Origin of the sequence: Actinomyces stomatis, from assembly GCF_031292835.1 — a bacterium.
Classification (GTDB): Bacteria; Actinomycetota; Actinomycetes; order Actinomycetales; family Actinomycetaceae; genus Actinomyces; species Actinomyces stomatis.
In genome coordinates, this window is the sequence record NZ_JASPEP010000016.1 from 19,786 (window position 1) to 35,441 (window position 15,656).

General features: G+C 66.7%; 10 protein-coding genes. 5 read left to right on the forward strand and 5 right to left on the reverse strand.

What is annotated here, in order from left to right:
* Positions 1-78 precede the first annotated feature (78 nt).
* Positions 79-1,596, forward strand: a complete 1,518-nt coding sequence (locus RIV12_RS09140; protein ID WP_428978929.1) for a mannitol dehydrogenase family protein — start codon at positions 79-81, stop codon at positions 1,594-1,596.
* A gap of 25 nt (positions 1,597-1,621) precedes the next feature.
* On the opposite strand, the gene RIV12_RS09145 is transcribed toward RIV12_RS09140, so the two are convergent.
* A complete protein-coding gene (locus RIV12_RS09145; RefSeq protein ID WP_309323357.1) occupies positions 1,622-3,094 on the reverse strand; it encodes an OmpA family protein in 1,473 nt (490 codons plus the stop codon).
* Positions 3,095-3,646: 552 nt separating this feature from the next.
* Between RIV12_RS09145 and RIV12_RS09150 the strand changes: the two genes are divergently transcribed.
* The 4 genes from RIV12_RS09150 to RIV12_RS09165 all read left to right on the forward strand — a co-directional run bounded on the left by RIV12_RS09150 (position 3,647) and on the right by RIV12_RS09165 (position 9,970).
* Complete coding sequence (locus tag RIV12_RS09150; RefSeq protein WP_075418157.1) at positions 3,647-4,915, forward strand: alpha-hydroxy acid oxidase; 1,269 nt, start codon at positions 3,647-3,649, stop codon at positions 4,913-4,915.
* Between the two features lie 309 nt (positions 4,916-5,224).
* A complete protein-coding gene (locus RIV12_RS09155) occupies positions 5,225-6,832 on the forward strand; it encodes a peptide MFS transporter (RefSeq protein WP_309323312.1) in 1,608 nt (535 codons plus the stop codon).
* A 238-nt stretch (positions 6,833-7,070) separates the two neighbouring features.
* Positions 7,071-8,642 carry a peptide MFS transporter gene (locus RIV12_RS09160; RefSeq protein WP_309323313.1) on the forward strand — a complete coding sequence of 524 codons (1,572 nt, stop codon included), beginning with the start codon at positions 7,071-7,073 and terminating at the stop codon, positions 8,640-8,642.
* Positions 8,643-9,463: 821 nt separating this feature from the next.
* Entirely contained in the window at positions 9,464-9,970 is a 507-nt protein-coding gene (locus tag RIV12_RS09165) for a ClbS/DfsB family four-helix bundle protein (protein WP_309323315.1), read from the forward strand.
* Positions 9,971-10,059: 89 nt separating this feature from the next.
* Here the strand turns inward: RIV12_RS09165 and RIV12_RS09170 are convergent, their stop codons facing one another.
* The 4 genes from RIV12_RS09170 to RIV12_RS09185 form a co-directional block, all read right to left on the reverse strand.
* Positions 10,060-11,430 carry an aspartate aminotransferase family protein gene (locus RIV12_RS09170; RefSeq protein ID WP_309323317.1) on the reverse strand — a complete coding sequence of 457 codons (1,371 nt, stop codon included), beginning with the start codon at positions 11,428-11,430 and terminating at the stop codon, positions 10,060-10,062.
* Positions 11,431-11,603: 173 nt separating this feature from the next.
* The gene (locus RIV12_RS09175) at positions 11,604-13,187 is read right to left on the reverse strand and encodes an APC family permease (RefSeq protein ID WP_309323319.1); all 1,584 of its coding nucleotides are present in this window, start codon (positions 13,185-13,187) and stop codon (positions 11,604-11,606) included.
* Positions 13,184-14,044: a universal stress protein gene (locus tag RIV12_RS09180; RefSeq protein WP_065361869.1), complete on the reverse strand. Its 861-nt coding sequence runs from the start codon at positions 14,042-14,044 to the stop codon at positions 13,184-13,186. The genes RIV12_RS09175 and RIV12_RS09180 overlap by 4 nt, the downstream gene beginning before the upstream one ends.
* A gap of 30 nt (positions 14,045-14,074) precedes the next feature.
* Positions 14,075-15,502 (reverse strand): aminobutyraldehyde dehydrogenase, encoded by a 1,428-nt coding sequence (locus tag RIV12_RS09185; RefSeq protein WP_309323321.1) that lies wholly within the window; start codon positions 15,500-15,502, stop codon positions 14,075-14,077.
* Positions 15,503-15,656: the final 154 nt, after the last annotated feature.

The window sequence follows — 15,656 nt, forward strand, 5'->3', positions numbered from 1 at the left end:
GGCTCACTCCGGGGCGGGCGCACACCGGTTTTCCAAGGAGGCGGGGTTGACTGGTGGCAGCGCGGAAAGGACCTCTTCTTGACCACCTCACTGACTGAATCGCCCTTGGCCCCCGACTACGACCGCTCCGCCATGACGACCGGGATCGTCCACATCGGCGTGGGTGGCTTTCATCGTGCCCACGAGGCCGCCTATCTCGACAGGCTCATGCGCAGGCGCGCCGGGGCCGGCCCCCACGACGGTGCTGAGCCCACCACTCCGGGGGGATCCTGCCTGGAGTGGGGGATCTGTGGTGTCGGACTACTGCCCGAGGACGCACGGATGCGCGACGCGCTGGAGAGCCAGGACCACCTCTACACCCTCATCCGCAAGCACCCCGGTGGACTGTGCGATCCGGCGGTCATCGGTTCCATTCACGACTACCGCCTCGCCTCCGACGCCCCCGAGGAGGTCCTGGCCCTCCTGAGCGCGCCGACCACCCGGATCGTCTCGTTGACACTCACCTGGGACGGCTACAACATCGATGACACCACGGGCGAGTTCCGCACCTTCGCCCCCGGGGCCGTCCACGACGCCGAGCACCCGGGCGAGCCGACGACCGCCTTCGGCTACATCGTTGAGGCACTGCGGCGGCGTCGGGAGAACGGGATCGCGCCGTTCACGATCATGAGCTGCGACAGCCTGCCCGGCAACGGGGCGGTGGCGCGCAATGCGGTCATCTCCCAGGCGGCGATGAGCGACCCGGAGCTGGCCGACTGGATCGACGGGAGTGTCGCCTTCCCCCGCTGTGTGGTCGACCGCGTCACCCCGCGCACCACACGGGCCGATATTGCCGACCTCCGGCGCGGAGTCAACGTTGAGGACGTCTGGCCGGTGGTCTGCGAGCCCTTCACCCAGTGGGTGATCGAGGACGACTTCCCCGCCGGGCGCCCCCCGTGGGAGGAGGTCGGAGTGCAGATGGTCGACGACATCTCCCCCTACGAGCTCATGAAGGTGCGCCTGCTCAACGCAGCCCACCAGGGCCTGGCCCACTGGGGGCGCCTGCTGGGGATGGAGTACGCACACGAGTCCGTCGCGGACCCGATGGTCGCCGCCTGGGTGCGGGCCTACCTTGAGCGGGAGGCGCGCGCGACACTGCGCTCGGTGCCGGGGATCGACCTGGACGACTACATCAGCACGCTCTTCAGGCGCTTGACCAACAAGGCGATCGCGCGCACGCTCCTGAGTCTGGCACGGGACTCCTCCAGCCGATTGCCGCGGTTCGTCCTGGGAACGGTGCGGGACAACCTGACCGCCGGTGGGCCGATCCGCCTGGGCACGGCGATGGTGGCCGCGTGGGCACTGGGCTCGGAGGGGCTCGACGAGAACGGTGGCAGGATCGTCGTCGACGATCCCCTGGCCGAGGAGCTACAGCACCTGGCGGCCGCGCAGCGGGCCGGCCACGGCACCGCCTTCATCTCCCACGAGGGGATCTTCGGAGGCCTGGCGACCAACGACCGCTTCCGACGCACCTTCGTCGAGGAGCTGGAGGCCCTGCGCCACGACGGCGCGCGGGCGCGACTGCGCAACCTGGCCGGCCGCACCCGAGCGGCGTAGCCCCGGCCCGTCGGCAGGCTCCGGTTCAGCTGTCCTTGACGGGGATGTCGGTGAGTCGGTAGGCGTAGGAGCCGTTGCCCTTCTTGATGCTCTGGTGGTCAACGGTGATGGTATCGCCACCGGGATCGGGCCAGACGACGGCAACGGTCATGGCGGTACCGGCCTGAAGCTTCTCCGCGAGATTGAAGTCGGCCAGTGGCCAGTGCGTGTCCTTCCCGCCGGGCACGTAGTCCGCCGGGAGAACCTGCATATCCCCTGCGACCACCGCGAGACCGTCGCAGGCATGGGAGAGGGTGTACTGGACTGAGGCCGAGTCCTCGTTGCGGGAGTTGGAGAAGATACCCCCGGAGTCGACGTCGTGGAACCAGTCCGACGCCGAGGTGTCACCATCAACGGCCACGACCTTCACCTCCCCCAGGAGGTAGCCGCCGGCACGGGTGACGTGGTCCAGGCTGATCGTCAGCTGACCACTGCCATCAGATCTTTTGACAGTGACACCCTCCGCCCCCTTGCCGACAGGCCCTTTGGCCTCAGGCAGGGAGGCACCACCAGACGAGGCCTGGGCCGACGGCGTCGCACTGCCAGTGCCGTTCCCTAATCCGCCGCGCTTCGTGCTGCTACCAGTACCGCCCGTGGGGGTGAGGGTGATCTCCACGCGCCGGTTGGCGGCCCGCGCCTCGTCAGTAGTGCCGGAGACACGGGGCTCGGACTCGCCCTTACCAGTGACGGAGGGGTTCCACTTGTCCAGGCTGGTGAGCTGCCCCAGACGGGTCTTGACCGCGTTGGCACGCTTCTCGGAGAGGGCCTGGTTGTAGGCGTCATCCTGGACGTCGTCAGTATGCCCCACGATAGTCAGCGTCCCACCATCGGGATACTGGGAGATCTGACCCGCCACGGTCTGCAGCTGAGCCTCGGCCGCCGCAGCCAGATCCGCCGAGTCCGAGGCAAACGTGACATCAGAAGCCATCACGATGGTGACGTCCTTGCTCCCGGTACGGGCACCCAGCGAACCGTCAACCGTGCAGGAGTTGATCTCGATGGGTGAGGCCGCAGCCTGTTCGGTGACCCGCTTGTCATCCTTGACCGCCGTCTCCATGGCCTTGAGGTCAATACCGGTCCTGGACACCTCGTCGCGACTGATGACATCAACGGTGACGAAACCGGTCTGAGGAACCAGGACGGTGACGGAATCGGAGTCGACCGCACCGAAGGCGACATAGGTGGTAACGCTCTGACCGGGCTTGATGGCGAGCCGCTCCTTGCTCATGGTGGAGACGGAGGTCCACGCACGCCCCTTGGCCGTATCGATCAGGCGGGTGCTGGTCACACCATAGCGCCAGTCTCCGGCGAAGTTGATGTACCCCATGACCGTCCCGAAGGAGAAGTCACTACCGTCCGCGTCGTCAGCAGCACGCGAGAGCACCATGGACAGGGCCGTCGTGGAGTCGTCGATCCGCACCAACGGCGAGACCTCAACCGTCAGACGATGACCCGACACACGACCGTCCAAGGCCTTGAAACCCGACTGCGTTCCTGTTGGTGACCCGGAGGAAGCAATTCCCGCAGCCTTCTTCGACGAGCGCGAACAGGCGGCCACCACCGGAACACCAACGGCCGCCAGCACCGAGGCCGACACGAACAAACGACGACGCATGACAACGCCTCCTTCACTTCCCCGGGCACCACCCGGACATAAACGGTCCGCGATCCGACTCTACCGAGATCCAACCAGCCCGTCGGCCGGGTGGGGACATTCGGCGCCGTTGGGGCGCAAGACCCTCCGTCCGGAGCCGCACGCACCCGACCGTGCAGAATGTCCCCGCCAACGAGCGGACTCCAGCGCTTCGGTGGACCAACCCCACCGTCCTAGCCACAACGACCATCTCCCACTATCGCAAGGATTGCTTAGGCTAACCTTGCTTCAGTGACCTTTGTCCCATAGCATGAGGTGGCTCGTGGGCCTCAGGGATGGCCATGGGGGCCGGTCGCCTCCCACGAGCACTCCGCGACGTGCGGAGCGTCCAGAATCCGACTCACTGATGAGGTTCCTATGGTCAAGCGCCAGCTGCCCAACCCGAGCGAGATCTTCGAGCTGCTCCACTTCAAGACGCCCGAGCTCAACCCCAAGCGTCGACGCCTCGACGCCGCACTGACCACCTGGGACCTGCGCAAGATCGCCAAGCGCCGCACCCCGGCCGCGGCCTTCGACTACACCGACGGCGCCGCCGAGGGCGAGGTCTCCCTGCGCCGCGCCCGCCAGGCCTTCCGCGACATCGAGTTCCACCCCGACATCCTTCGCCCGGCAGTCGACGTCGACACCTCCTGCGAGATCCTGGGCGGCCGTTCCGCCATGCCCTTCGGCATCGCGCCCACCGGCTTCACCCGCCTCATGCAGACCGAGGGCGAGGTCGCCGGGGCCGGGGCCGCAGGCGCCGCCGGGATCCCCTTCACCCTGTCCACCCTGGGCACCACCTCCATTGAGGACGTCAAGGCCGCCAACCCCCGCGGGCGCAACTGGTTCCAGCTCTACGTCATGCGCCAGCGCGAGATCTCCTACGGGCTGGTCGAGCGCGCAGCGGCCGCCGGCTTCGACACCCTCATGTTCACCGTGGACACCCCCGTGGCCGGGGCCCGCCTGCGCGACAAGCGCAACGGCTTCTCCATCCCGCCCCAGATCACGGCCGGGACCGTCCTCAACGCGATCCCCCGCCCGTGGTGGTGGTACGACTTCCTGACCACGCCCAAGCTGGAGTTCGCCTCCCTGAAGTCCACCGGCGGCACCGTGGGCGAGCTGCTCGACAACGCCATGGACCCCACCATCAGTGACGAGGACCTCAAGGTCATCCGCTCCATGTGGCCCGGCAAGATCGTCATCAAGGGCGTGCAGACGGTGGAGGACTCCAAGCGCCTCATCGACCTGGGCGTCGACGGCGTCCTGCTGTCCAACCACGGCGGGCGCCAGCTCGACCGCGCCCCCATCCCCTTCCGCCTCCTGCCCGAGGTGGTCCGGGAGGTCGGCAAGGACGCCACGATCATGGTCGACACCGGCATCATGAACGGCGCCGACGTCGTGGCCGCCGTCGCCCTGGGGGCCAAGTTCGGGCTCGTGGGCCGCGCCTACCTCTACGGCCTCATGGCCGGCGGGCGCGAGGGCGTGGACCGCATGATCGAGATCCTCTCCGACGAGGTCATCCGCACCATGAAGCTGCTGGGGGTCTCCAGCCTGGACGAGCTCGAGCCGCGCCACGTCACCCAGCTGACCCGCCTGACCCCGGTGCGCCCGCAGGTCAAGGCCGCGGCCGACGCCCTCACTCGCTGACGGCCCGGTCCGCGCAGCCCTGCCGGCCCCGCCCTCTCCGCCCGTCGGAGGAGTCCGCGCCATCACCCTCCGCGTGCGGCACCCGGTGGTCCCGGAGAAGCGACCCCAACGGTCGCTTCTCCGGGACCACCGGCGTCCTGACGAGAGCCGGAAGCATGCCGGAAACAGGCCAGGAACTATGGTCTTGGCACCACCACATCTCTCCTCGGCGACGGGCCTGTGCCTCCTCGTGCGAGACGGACCACCGTCGCCCTGGATTACCCCTGCGGTCAGCCCCGAGAGGCCACCGCCGGAGGAAGGGACAGCGCCATGGCACAGTCCGAGTCAGGCCCGGTATCAGGCACCGCGACGACGGTCGACGCCCCTGAGGACAATCTCGCCGAATCCGGCCGCCTCATCTCCAGCCGGTGGAGGCCCCGCAGCCTGCGCACGACGCCATCGCGGGAGGACCGGGGACTGTTCGGCCACCCCCGGGGGCTTCCCTGGATGCTCAACGTGGAGATGTGGGAGCGCTTCTCCTACTACGGCATGCGCGCCATCCTGCTCTACTTCATCACCGACACCGTGGCCCGCGGGGGCCTGGGCCTGAGCGACACCAGCGGACAGGTCGTCATCGCGCTCTACGGGATGGCCGTCTACTTCCTGGCCATCCCGGGCGGTATCTTCGCCGACCGCGTCATCGGCCCGTGGCTGTCCACCCTCTACGGCGGCCTGGTCATCATGGCCGGGCACATCTGCCTGACCATCCCCACCACAGTCACGTCCTGGACGGGGATCGTGCTGGTCGCCGTGGGAACCGGCTTCATCAAGCCGAACCTGACGACCATCGTCGGCGGCCTCTACGACGATGATGACATCCGGCGCGACGCGGGCTTCCAGCTGTTCTACATGTCCATCAATGTCGGCGCCTTCGCCTCGCCCCTGCTGACCGGCTGGCTTCGCGAGCACTACGGCTACCACGCCGGATTCTCCTCGGCCGCCGTCGGCATGGCCTTCGCCCTGGGCGCCTTCATCTACGGCCGCCACAAGCTCTCGGCCTTCGCCTTCACCGTCCCCAACCCCATCCGCCCCCAGGAGCGCCGGCGGCTGCTTCTGGGATCCCTCGGGGTCCTGATCATCATCGGCGTCGTCGTCGCCGTCCTTCAGGTGCTCACCGTCAACCTGGTGACCACCGTCGCCACGGCGGGACTCCTCGTCCCGGTCGGTACGGCCGTGGCCTACTTCGTGGTCATGTTCCGCTCGCCGAAGGTCACCGTCCCCGAGCGCACCCACCTGCGCGCCTACATCCCCCTGTGGATCGGCGCGGTCCTGTTCTTCATGATCACCGAGCAGGCCGCCGGCAAGATGGCCACCTTCGCCGAGTCCAACACCGACCTGCGGCTGCCCTTCCTCGGCTGGTCGACCACCGCGGAGGCCTATCAGTCGGTCAACCCCGCAGCGATCGTGCTGCTGGCTCCGCTGATCGGCATGCTCTTCACCCGGCGGGCGGGCAGGTTCCCCTCCACCATCATGAAGTTCGTCATCGCGGTGCTCATCGTGGGGCTCTCGGCACTCATGCTGGGTTACGGCTTCCAGATCTGGCCGGGCGGGAAGGACCTGTCCCCCTGGTGGTTCCTGGTGCTGGTCTACGTCATCCAGACCGTCGCCGAGCTCTTCCTGACCCCGGTCGGCCTGGCCACGACGACCGCCCTGGCCCCCAAGAGCTTCGCCTCCCAGGCGATGGGACTGTGGTGGCTCAGCGTCGCCACCGGGCAGGGCGTCGCCGGATTCGTCATCGCCCAGACCGAGAACGCCTCCGACGCCACCTACTACTACGGCCTGGGCGCGGCCACACTGCTCATGGCCCTGGTGCTGTTCGCCGTCGCCCCGTGGACCCAGCGGCAGATGGCCGACGTCGAGACGGCCACGGGCGACTGACTCAGCAAGCCGTCCCCACCGGGCGGTGGGGCGCGGAGGGGGCCGCTCGAGAACGTACCTTTGCGTCGACTAGCCTCATCCCGGCCTCACCGACCTCATTGGCTGCTTCGCCCAGCTGTTCTCACGTTCTCCCAAAATAACCGCATGGTCGGAGTAGGGTGCATGGGTACCTGTGGTTCGCGCCGGACACTGACGGTCCGGCGGCACGTCTCACCCGACCACAGGAAGGGAGAGTCTCATGTCAACGACCCCGACTCCCGTCGAGGACGATCTCGATACTGGTCGGATGATCGCCAGTCGGTGGCGACCCGCCACCCTGCGCACGACGCCGTCGAAGGAGGACCGGGGGCTGTTCGGCCACCCCCGGGGCCTGCCCTGGATGCTCAACGTGGAGATGTGGGAACGCTTCTCCTACTACGGCATGCGCGCCATCCTGCTGTACTTCATCACCGACACCGTGGCCGGCGGCGGCCTGGGCCTGAGCGCCAACTCCGGGCAGGTCATCCTGGCCTCCTACAGTGCGGCCGTCTACCTGCTGGCCATCCCCGGGGGCATCTTCGCCGACCGCATCATCGGACCGTGGCTGTCTACCCTCTACGGCGGCCTGGTCATCATGGCCGGGCACATCTGCCTGTCCATCCCCTCATCCGCCTTCTCCTGGACGGGGATCGTGCTGGTGGCCGTGGGTACGGGATTCATCAAACCGAACCTGTCCACGATCGTCGGGGGTCTCTACGACGACGATGACCCGCGGCGCGACGCGGGCTTCCAGCTGTTCTACATGTCGGTCAACGTCGGCTCACTCGCCTCTCCCCTGGTGACCGGCTGGCTTCGCGAGCACTACGGCTACCACGCCGGCTTCTTCTCGGCCGCCGTCGGCATGGGGGTGGCCCTGATCGCCTTCGTCTACGGCCGTCACAAGCTCTCGGCCTTCGCGTTCACCGTCCCCAACCCCATCCGGCCCCAGGAGCGCCGGCGGTTCGTGCTCGCTTCGGTACTGACCGTGGCGGCCGCGGCCGCACTCGTCGCGGCCCTCAGCATCCTGTCCGGCAGCCTGCTCGACGCCATCTCCACGACGATGCTCATCATCCCGGCCGGCGCCGCCCTGGGGTACTTCGTCCTCATGTTCCGCTCCCCCAGGGTCACGGCCCGTGAGCGCACCCACCTGCGCGCCTACATCCCCCTGTGGATCGGCGCGGTCCTGTTCTTCATGATCTCCGAGCAGGCGGCCGGCAAGATGGCCACCTTCGCCAAGGACAACACCGACGGCCATATCCCGTTGGTCGGCTGGGCCATCACCCCCGAGACCTACCAGTCCATCAACCCGGCCACGATCGTCATCCTGGCGCCATTCATCGGCTGGCTCTTCACCCGGCGGGCGGGCAAATTCCCCTCCACCATCATGAAGTTCGCGATCTCGGTGCTCATCATCGGGGTATCGGCCTTCATTCTGGGGTACGGCTTCCAGATCTGGCCGGGAGGGAAGGACCTGTCCCCATGGTGGTTCCTGGCCGTGGTCTTCATCATCCAGACCGTCGCCGAGCTCTTCCTGTCCCCGGTGGGCCTGTCCACGACGTCGGCACTGGCGCCCAAGAACTTCGCCTCCCAGACGATGAGCCTGTGGCTGCTGACGACGGCCACCGGCCAGGGCCTGGCCGGTTTCATCATCTCCAGGACGGAGCACGTCGCGAACTCCACCTACTACTACGGCCTGGGTGTCGTGACGGTCGCCGTAGCGATCGTCCTGTTCATCGTCGCCCCGTGGACGGAGCGGAAGATGGCCGACGTCGGGGTCACGGTGCAGGACTAGGCGCGGCTGGGGCGCCGCGAGTTCGTAGGTTGAGGACCCTGTGCCGTCTCCTCACTTCTGAGACAGGTGGGTGTCATGACGTCTGAGGCACTCGCTCGGGCGGGAGCCTTGGGCAGGCTGGTGGTCCTGGAGGTGACGATGCGCGGAGGGAAGAAGTCTGGCAGGCACTGGCGGGTCCTAGCAGGTCGCTGGTGTCCATGGTGCTGACATCAACCCCGCATCGGCGTTGGGCACCGAGGAAGAACCGCAGGATTCCAACGATCCCCACTGGGCGCACTGGCGCCGGGCTCGTTGATGTCAGCACTGTGGACACCGGGCCGCGCAGGAGCGAGTCCGGGGTTCTTGCGGCGCAGCCCGGAGTCTCCGTCACAGGTCTGCCCCCGCCGTTCCCTGCCCGCCATCTGAGCTGGGGCCCGGTGGTCAGGGTTCGACACCGGCCCCACTTTGAGTCTCGCCCCGAGTCGGCCTGCTCCACGAGGGTCGGGCTCCACTGGCCAAGGGTTGTGCGTACTGCACGAAAGCCCCACCTACCCAAAGTGCACCCAACCCTCGTCCAATAGCACCCCACTCTCGTGCAGTGCATCCAGACGATGCCGGCAGCCACCACAGTGACCGGGCCAGCCCCCTCCGGCAGGCCGAAGCAACAGCTCTCCCATCTAGCAGACGCACCTAACCGGTGTCGTGAGATGTCATGACATCCGAAACTCTCAGAAGCCATGAGACAACACAGCAGGTTCAGGGCACGACCGCGAGGGTTAACCTACGATCGCACGCCTCCGACTGCCACCGGCGGGCCAGCGAGGACGAAGAAGGAGACCGCCGTGAAGGACTACGCCTCCGGTGAGGAGCTCATCGCGGAGATCCGCAAGCGCGCTGAGCTGTTCATCGCCGAGTTCGACGACGTCCCCGCCTCCGAACTCCACACGCTCAAGGACGGGGTGGACCGCACGCCGGCGCAGATGCTCGCCTACCAGCTGGGGTGGATGGACCTGCTGCTGGGCTGGGAGCGCGATGAGCAGGCCGGACGCGAGGTGGTCACGCCCGCTCCCGGGTACCGGTGGAACCGACTCGACGATCTCTACAGCGCCTTCTACGAGCAGTGGCGTGACGCCTCCCTGCCCCGGCTTCAGGAGGCCTTTCGGAACCGGGGCGACGACGACGTCGCCCTCGTGGCATCGCTGAGCCGGGAGGAGCTCTTCACTTCCGGGCAGCGGGCGTGGGCCTCCTCGACGCCATCGGCCTGGCCGGTGGCCACGTGGGTGCATATCAACACGGTGGCGCCCTTCACCTCCTTCCGCACGAGGATCCGCGCCTGGAAACGCCACTGAGTGCCACCGAGCGCCACCGCGGGTAGGACACGATTCATGGGGGCCACCGACGTCTTCGGTGGCCCCCATGAGATCAGAGAGTGCTGACGTCACTTGGAAGTGATCGCCTCGGCAAGCTCCTCGAAGCAGCTGACGTAGGCGTCGATCGCCTCGTCCGTGTGGGTCACTGACAGGGTCCACTCCTCCTCGCGGCCCGGAGTCATGAAGATCCCCCGGTTCATGTTGAACAGCCACGCGAGCTCGGACAGCTCCGCGTTCTGGTGCTCCTTGAAGGACTCGTAGTCGACGACCTTCTTGGGGGAGAAGGTGACGCACCCCTTGCCGCCGACGCCCACCGCGTAGCCCGGAAGGTTGTAGCGCTCGATGACCTCTGTGCAGCCCGCGAGAATGCGCTCATTGAGGTGATCGAGGTGGGCGTATGCCTCCGGGTTGAGGACCTTCTCGAGGTTGGCCCGCACTGCGGCCATCACCAGGGGGTTGCCGTTGTAGGTGCCGACCTGGAAGACGGTGTGGTCCTCCACCACGGACATGACTTCCTCGGTGCCTCCGATGGCGCCCGAGGGCAGACCGCCACCCAGGGCCTTGGCCATGGTCACCAGGTCGGGAGTCACTCCGAAGCGCTGGGTGGCGCCGCCCGGACCGATGCACAGGCCGGTCTTGACCTCATCGAAGATCAGGACGACGCCGTGTCGCCGGGTGATCTCGCGGACCTGCTCCAGATATCCCGGTTCCGGCAGCACGACGCCCAGGTTCATCATGGCCGGCTCCATGATGACGCAGGCGGGCTTACGCCCCTCATCGGTCAGCCGGATGATGCGGCGCTCCATGGCCTCGGCATCGTTGAAGGGAACCGGCACCGTCATCTGGACGGTGGCGTCGGGAATGCCGCCTCCGTAGGGCAGCGAGGCCAGGTTGTCACGGTCACCGATCTTGTCGTACTCGACGCCGATCGAGACCATGACGGTGTCGTGGTGCCCGTGGTAGGAGCCGAAGATCTTCATGACCGTGTCGCGACCGGTGTAGGCGCGTGCAATACGGATCGCGTCCATCGTGGACTCCGAGCCCGAGTTCGTGTAGCGCCACTTCGGCAGCCCCCACCTGCTCGAGAGGTTCTCTGCCACCGCCAGGGCGTCCTCGGTCGGGGCGGCGAAGTGGGTGCCCTTGCCGTACCGCTCCTGAATGGCTTCTCCGATCACCGGGTGGGCATGCCCCTGAAGCATCGATCCGAAGCCGTTGTGGAAGTCCCACATCTCGTTGCCGTCAACATCCCAGACCTTCGGCCCCTGCCCCCGTTCAAGGTAAATGGGCCAGGGCTCGCGCAGCTGGTACGAGGAGGCGACACCGCCGGAAAGGCTGTTTCTCGCGCGGTTGTACATGTCGCCGGACCCCTTGGTCCGTTCATTGAGGCGCCTGGACTCGATCTCCGTCAGCTCAGCGACTCGCTCCATGTTGATGCTCATTGGTCACTCCTTCGTGGTCCGGCCTGGCGTCCACATATCGTGCGTTTGATTACCGGCGCATCGATCAGCTGTGGCCGTCGATACGATGACAATGTGATTCCTCTCAGCTCCTTCCGCCGGCCTGGCGCGGAGTGAGCTGTTTTCATGTGTGTGTTCGCTCCGGTTCACTGCATCTATGACGCAGCACGGAGCTGGGAGGCTTCACCATCGTCCTCCTCTAAGACAGTTGCCACCTTCAACTCCTCGGTGACAGCGTCGGATCGTGCGATCACCTCCCCGCGGAAGAAGGCCGGTGCTCGGACGTACTGTACGAGCATCAGCACCACGCCCAGGAGAATGAGGGCGAGGGTGAGGACGAAGACGAGACCGACGCCGAAGACCTGCGATCCCGACCCATACTCCGGGTCGAGGGAGTCCTTCAAGGTCAGGCCGAGGAGCGAGAAGAGGATGAGCCCCCCCAGCCCCGGCGAGACCAGCATGAAGAAGAAGTTCCTCACCGAGCGGAACCACTGTCCTCGGAAGTACCACACCGCGGCGAAGGCGGTGAGCCCGTAGTAAAAGGCGATCATCGCCCCCAGGGTCTGAACCGTGTCCCACAGGACGGAGGTGGATACGAAGCGCAGCAGCGTGTAAAAGGTCGAGGCGGCGATCGCCGAGACGACTGTTGCGCGCCCGGGAGTCAGGAAGCGCGGAGAGATCTCACCGAGCTTCTCCGGCATTGCTCCGTAATACCCCATCGACAGGAGGGTGCGGGCGGGAGAGACGAAGGTGGACTGCAAGGACGCCGCCGACGAGACCAGCACCGCCGTCGACAGGAGGATCGCGAACGGCCCCAGAACCGGCCTGGCCAAGGCGAAGAAGACATTGTCCTGGATCGCAGGATTGCCCAGCCCTATCCCGTCCTTCCCCAGACCGGCGAACATCATGGATCCGATCGTGACGAACATGTACACCGAGACGATGGTCATGACGGTGAGCACGGCGGCGCGCCCCGGGGTGGAGCTGGCGTCGTCGGCCTCCTCATTGACCGTCAGCGACACGTCCCAGCCCCAGTAGATGAACAGGGACAGGGAGACGCCCGCCACAAAGGTCCCCAGCGAGTCGACGGCGAAGGGATTGAACCATTCGAGCTTCAAGGGCGTCGGATTGACAGCGGTGCCGGTGAAGTAGCGGTAAATCGCCACCGCGCCGAAGCCGAGGAACACCGTCAGCTGAAACCCCACCAACCAGTACTGGAGCTTCTGGGTGGTCTGCATGTCGCGATACGCGATCCAGGTCGCCAGCGTGATGAAGACCAGGCAGGTGAGGGTGTTGACCCATACGTTGTCGGAGAGATCCGCAATGGCGGGCCGGCGAGTCACCTGTGCGAGCAACAGGTAGAAGAAGTCGACCGCGATGGCCGCGAGGTTCGACAGGACGACGACGGTGGCCACGATCAGCCCCCATCCGTTCATCCACCCGATCCACGGACCGAAGGCGCGGGTCCCCCAGGTGAAGGAGGTGCCCGAGTCGGGCATCGCCGCATTGAGCTCTCGGTATCCGAAGGCGACCAGGAGCATCGGGATGAACCCGACGAGGAAGATCGCCGGCACCTGTTCGCCCACTTCTGAGGCGGTCGGCCCCAGTGCGCCGGTGAGGGTGTACGGAGGCGCGATGCAGGACACGCCGATGATGATGGCGCCGAGCAGGCCGACAGAGCCCTCAGCCAGTCCCTTCTTCGACAGCCCGCCTCCAGAGCTGGTGGTCGCGGCGCTCATGTTCCACCTCCGACGTCGGCCGGATCAGCCGGGACGGCGACGAGCGGCACCGGCAGGACCCGCAGGATCTTGTTGGCGTCCGGCCCCAGGAACAGGCGCCCGCTCTGGGCCAGGCGCGCCGACCCCAGGAAGGCCAGCTCATTCCTGCTCCACTCCATGGCCAGCACGGCGGCGCTCATGGAGTGGGCGTGAACGATCTGGACACGCTGATCATCCAGTCCGGTGAGATCCAGGCGCACCTCGGCGAGCAGGGCCTCGGTCCGCTTCTCGATCTCCGCGGTGTCCTGTGAGTCCCCGGTGGCCACCGTGACGAGACGCAACGGGACACCGGCTCTGTCTGCGAAGGTCCTGGCCTTACTGAGCACTCCCCTCCACCTACCGGACTCGCCCAGCATGACCGTGATGCGTGAGAGCCCGTCGAGAGGGGCGTGCCTCATGCCGCGCGGGGACAGAGCGACAGGAACAGTCGAGGAGTTGAGCAGCGTCTGCCCCACGGAGCCGAGGGACACCCGCCCCAGGACCCCGTGACGGCCTCCGCCGGCTACGAGCAGGTCGGCCTTGAGCTCCTCGGCCGAGGCGATGATGCCCTCGGGGAAGGAGAGGCTGTACCGCAGGTACTTGCTCACCGGCACACGAGGCCGATGCTCCTCCATGATCTCCGACATCCAGTCGTCGACCTGCGTGGCGACGACGTCCTGGAAGGCGTGATCGGTGACGTCAAGGACGTAGCGTCCCCCGCCGCCCTTGACGACGGTGACGAGATCGAGTGGGCACGAGAACGCTTCAGCGAGAGACACCCCTAGGTGGTAGGAGTCTCGACCACCGAGCGAATTGGTGAAGGCCGTCAGAATGCGCATGGGGGTGACCTCCTGTTCGCTTCCGGGGCGTCACAGGGCACTCATGACGTGCTTGATACGTGTGTAGTCCTCCACGCCGTAGACGGAGAGGTCCTTGCCGTAGCCGGACCGTTTGAAGCCGCCGTGCGGCATCTCCGCGACGAGGGGGATGTGGCAGTTCACCCACACGCAGCCGAAGTCCAGGTCCCTGCTGAATCGCAGGACACGCTGGTGGTCGGTCGTCCAGATGGACGAGGACAGGGCGTAGTCCACGCCGTTGGCCAGGGCCAGGGCGTCGTCGTCGGAGGAGAACTCCTGAACGGTCAGGACCGGCCCGAAGATCTCCTGCTGCACGAGCGCGTCGTCCTGCTTGAGCCCTGAGATGACGGTGGGCGCGTAGTAGTAGCCGCTCTCGCCGACGCGGTGGCCGCCGGTCAGCAGGTGGGAGTGCGCGGGCCGCTCCTCAACGATCTTCTGCACGGAGTCGAAGTGGCGAGCATTGTTGAGGGGACCATAAAAAGCCTCCTCCTCGGGGATCGGACCGGTGCGCAGGGACTCGACGTGACGCACCAACGCTTCGGTGAACTCCTTGGCCACCGAGGCCTCGACCAGGACGCGGGTGGCGGCGGTGCAGTCCTGCCCGGAGTTGAATATCCCTGCGGCGGCGATGCCCTCGGCGGCAGCCTCGATGTCGGCATCGGCGAAGACGACGGCGGGGGCCTTGCCTCCCAGCTCGAGATGGACGCGGGTCACGTTGCCGGCCGCCTGTTCGGCGAGATCCGAGCCCGCGCGCACCGAACCGGTGAGCGCGACCAGCCCGGGCACCGGGTGGGAGCTCATGAGCCGCCCGGTCTCCCCGGTGCCGAGCACCAGGTTGAAGACCCCTGGCGGGAGGATCTCACTGGCGATCTCAGCGAAGACGATGGCGCTCTCGGGCGTGTTGGCACTCGGCTTGAGCACCACCGTGTTGCCTGCGGCCAGAGCGGGCCCGACCTTCCAGATGAGCATCATGAAGGGGTAGTTCCACGGGACGATCTGCCCGACGACGCCGATGGGCTCGCGGCGAATCTGCGAGTTCAGACCCTCGGCGTACTCCCCCGAGGCGACACCCGACTGGAGACGGGCGGCCCCGGCGAAGAACCGCAGCTGAGAGGCCCCTGTCACGACTTCCTCCGCCCGGATCATCTCGGCGAGCTGACCGGTGTTGCGGCGCTGAGCCTCGACGAGACGGTCGGCGTTGGCCTCCAGGGCGTCGGCGAGCCGGAGCAGGAGCATCTGCCGTTCCGCCGGCGTTGTCAGCCGCCAGCTCTCGAATGCCTTGAGGGCGGCGTCGTAGGCGGCGTCGACATCGGCGGAACCCGAGACCGGGCACTGCGCTACGACCTGTTCCGTTCGAGGATCCACGACGTCGAACGTGGCATCGGTGGCTGCCGGAATAAATTTTCCGTCGATAAAGTTCTGGAGGAGAGGAAGGCTCATGTGAATCACTCTGTTTCTTGGCTTCGGCGGGACGTCGGTGTCGAGGTGAGAAGTTTCGAGAGTCGAAAGAAATGAGACGACTCGGGCCTCTACTGCCCAAGCTCACGCAGGACCGGCGCAGGCCACATCGCCGCTAGCGCCCGACGCGCCACAA

Bases quoted from the DNA above. Each gene is read 5' to 3' on its own strand.
- RIV12_RS09150 (WP_075418157.1), top strand. From the start codon at position 3,647: ATGGTCAAGCGCCAGCTGCCCAACCCGAGCGAGATCTTCGAGCTGCTC.
- RIV12_RS09155 (WP_309323312.1), top strand. From the start codon at position 5,225: ATGGCACAGTCCGAGTCAGGCCCGGTATCAGGCACCGCGACGACGGTC.
- RIV12_RS09160 (WP_309323313.1), top strand. From the start codon at position 7,071: ATGTCAACGACCCCGACTCCCGTCGAGGACGATCTCGATACTGGTCGG.
- RIV12_RS09170 (WP_309323317.1), bottom strand. From the start codon at position 11,430: ATGAGCATCAACATGGAGCGAGTCGCTGAGCTGACGGAGATCGAGTCC.
- RIV12_RS09175 (WP_309323319.1), bottom strand. From the start codon at position 13,187: ATGAGCGCCGCGACCACCAGCTCTGGAGGCGGGCTGTCGAAGAAGGGA.
- RIV12_RS09180 (WP_065361869.1), bottom strand. From the start codon at position 14,044: ATGCGCATTCTGACGGCCTTCACCAATTCGCTCGGTGGTCGAGACTCC.
- RIV12_RS09185 (WP_309323321.1), bottom strand. From the start codon at position 15,502: ATGAGCCTTCCTCTCCTCCAGAACTTTATCGACGGAAAATTTATTCCG.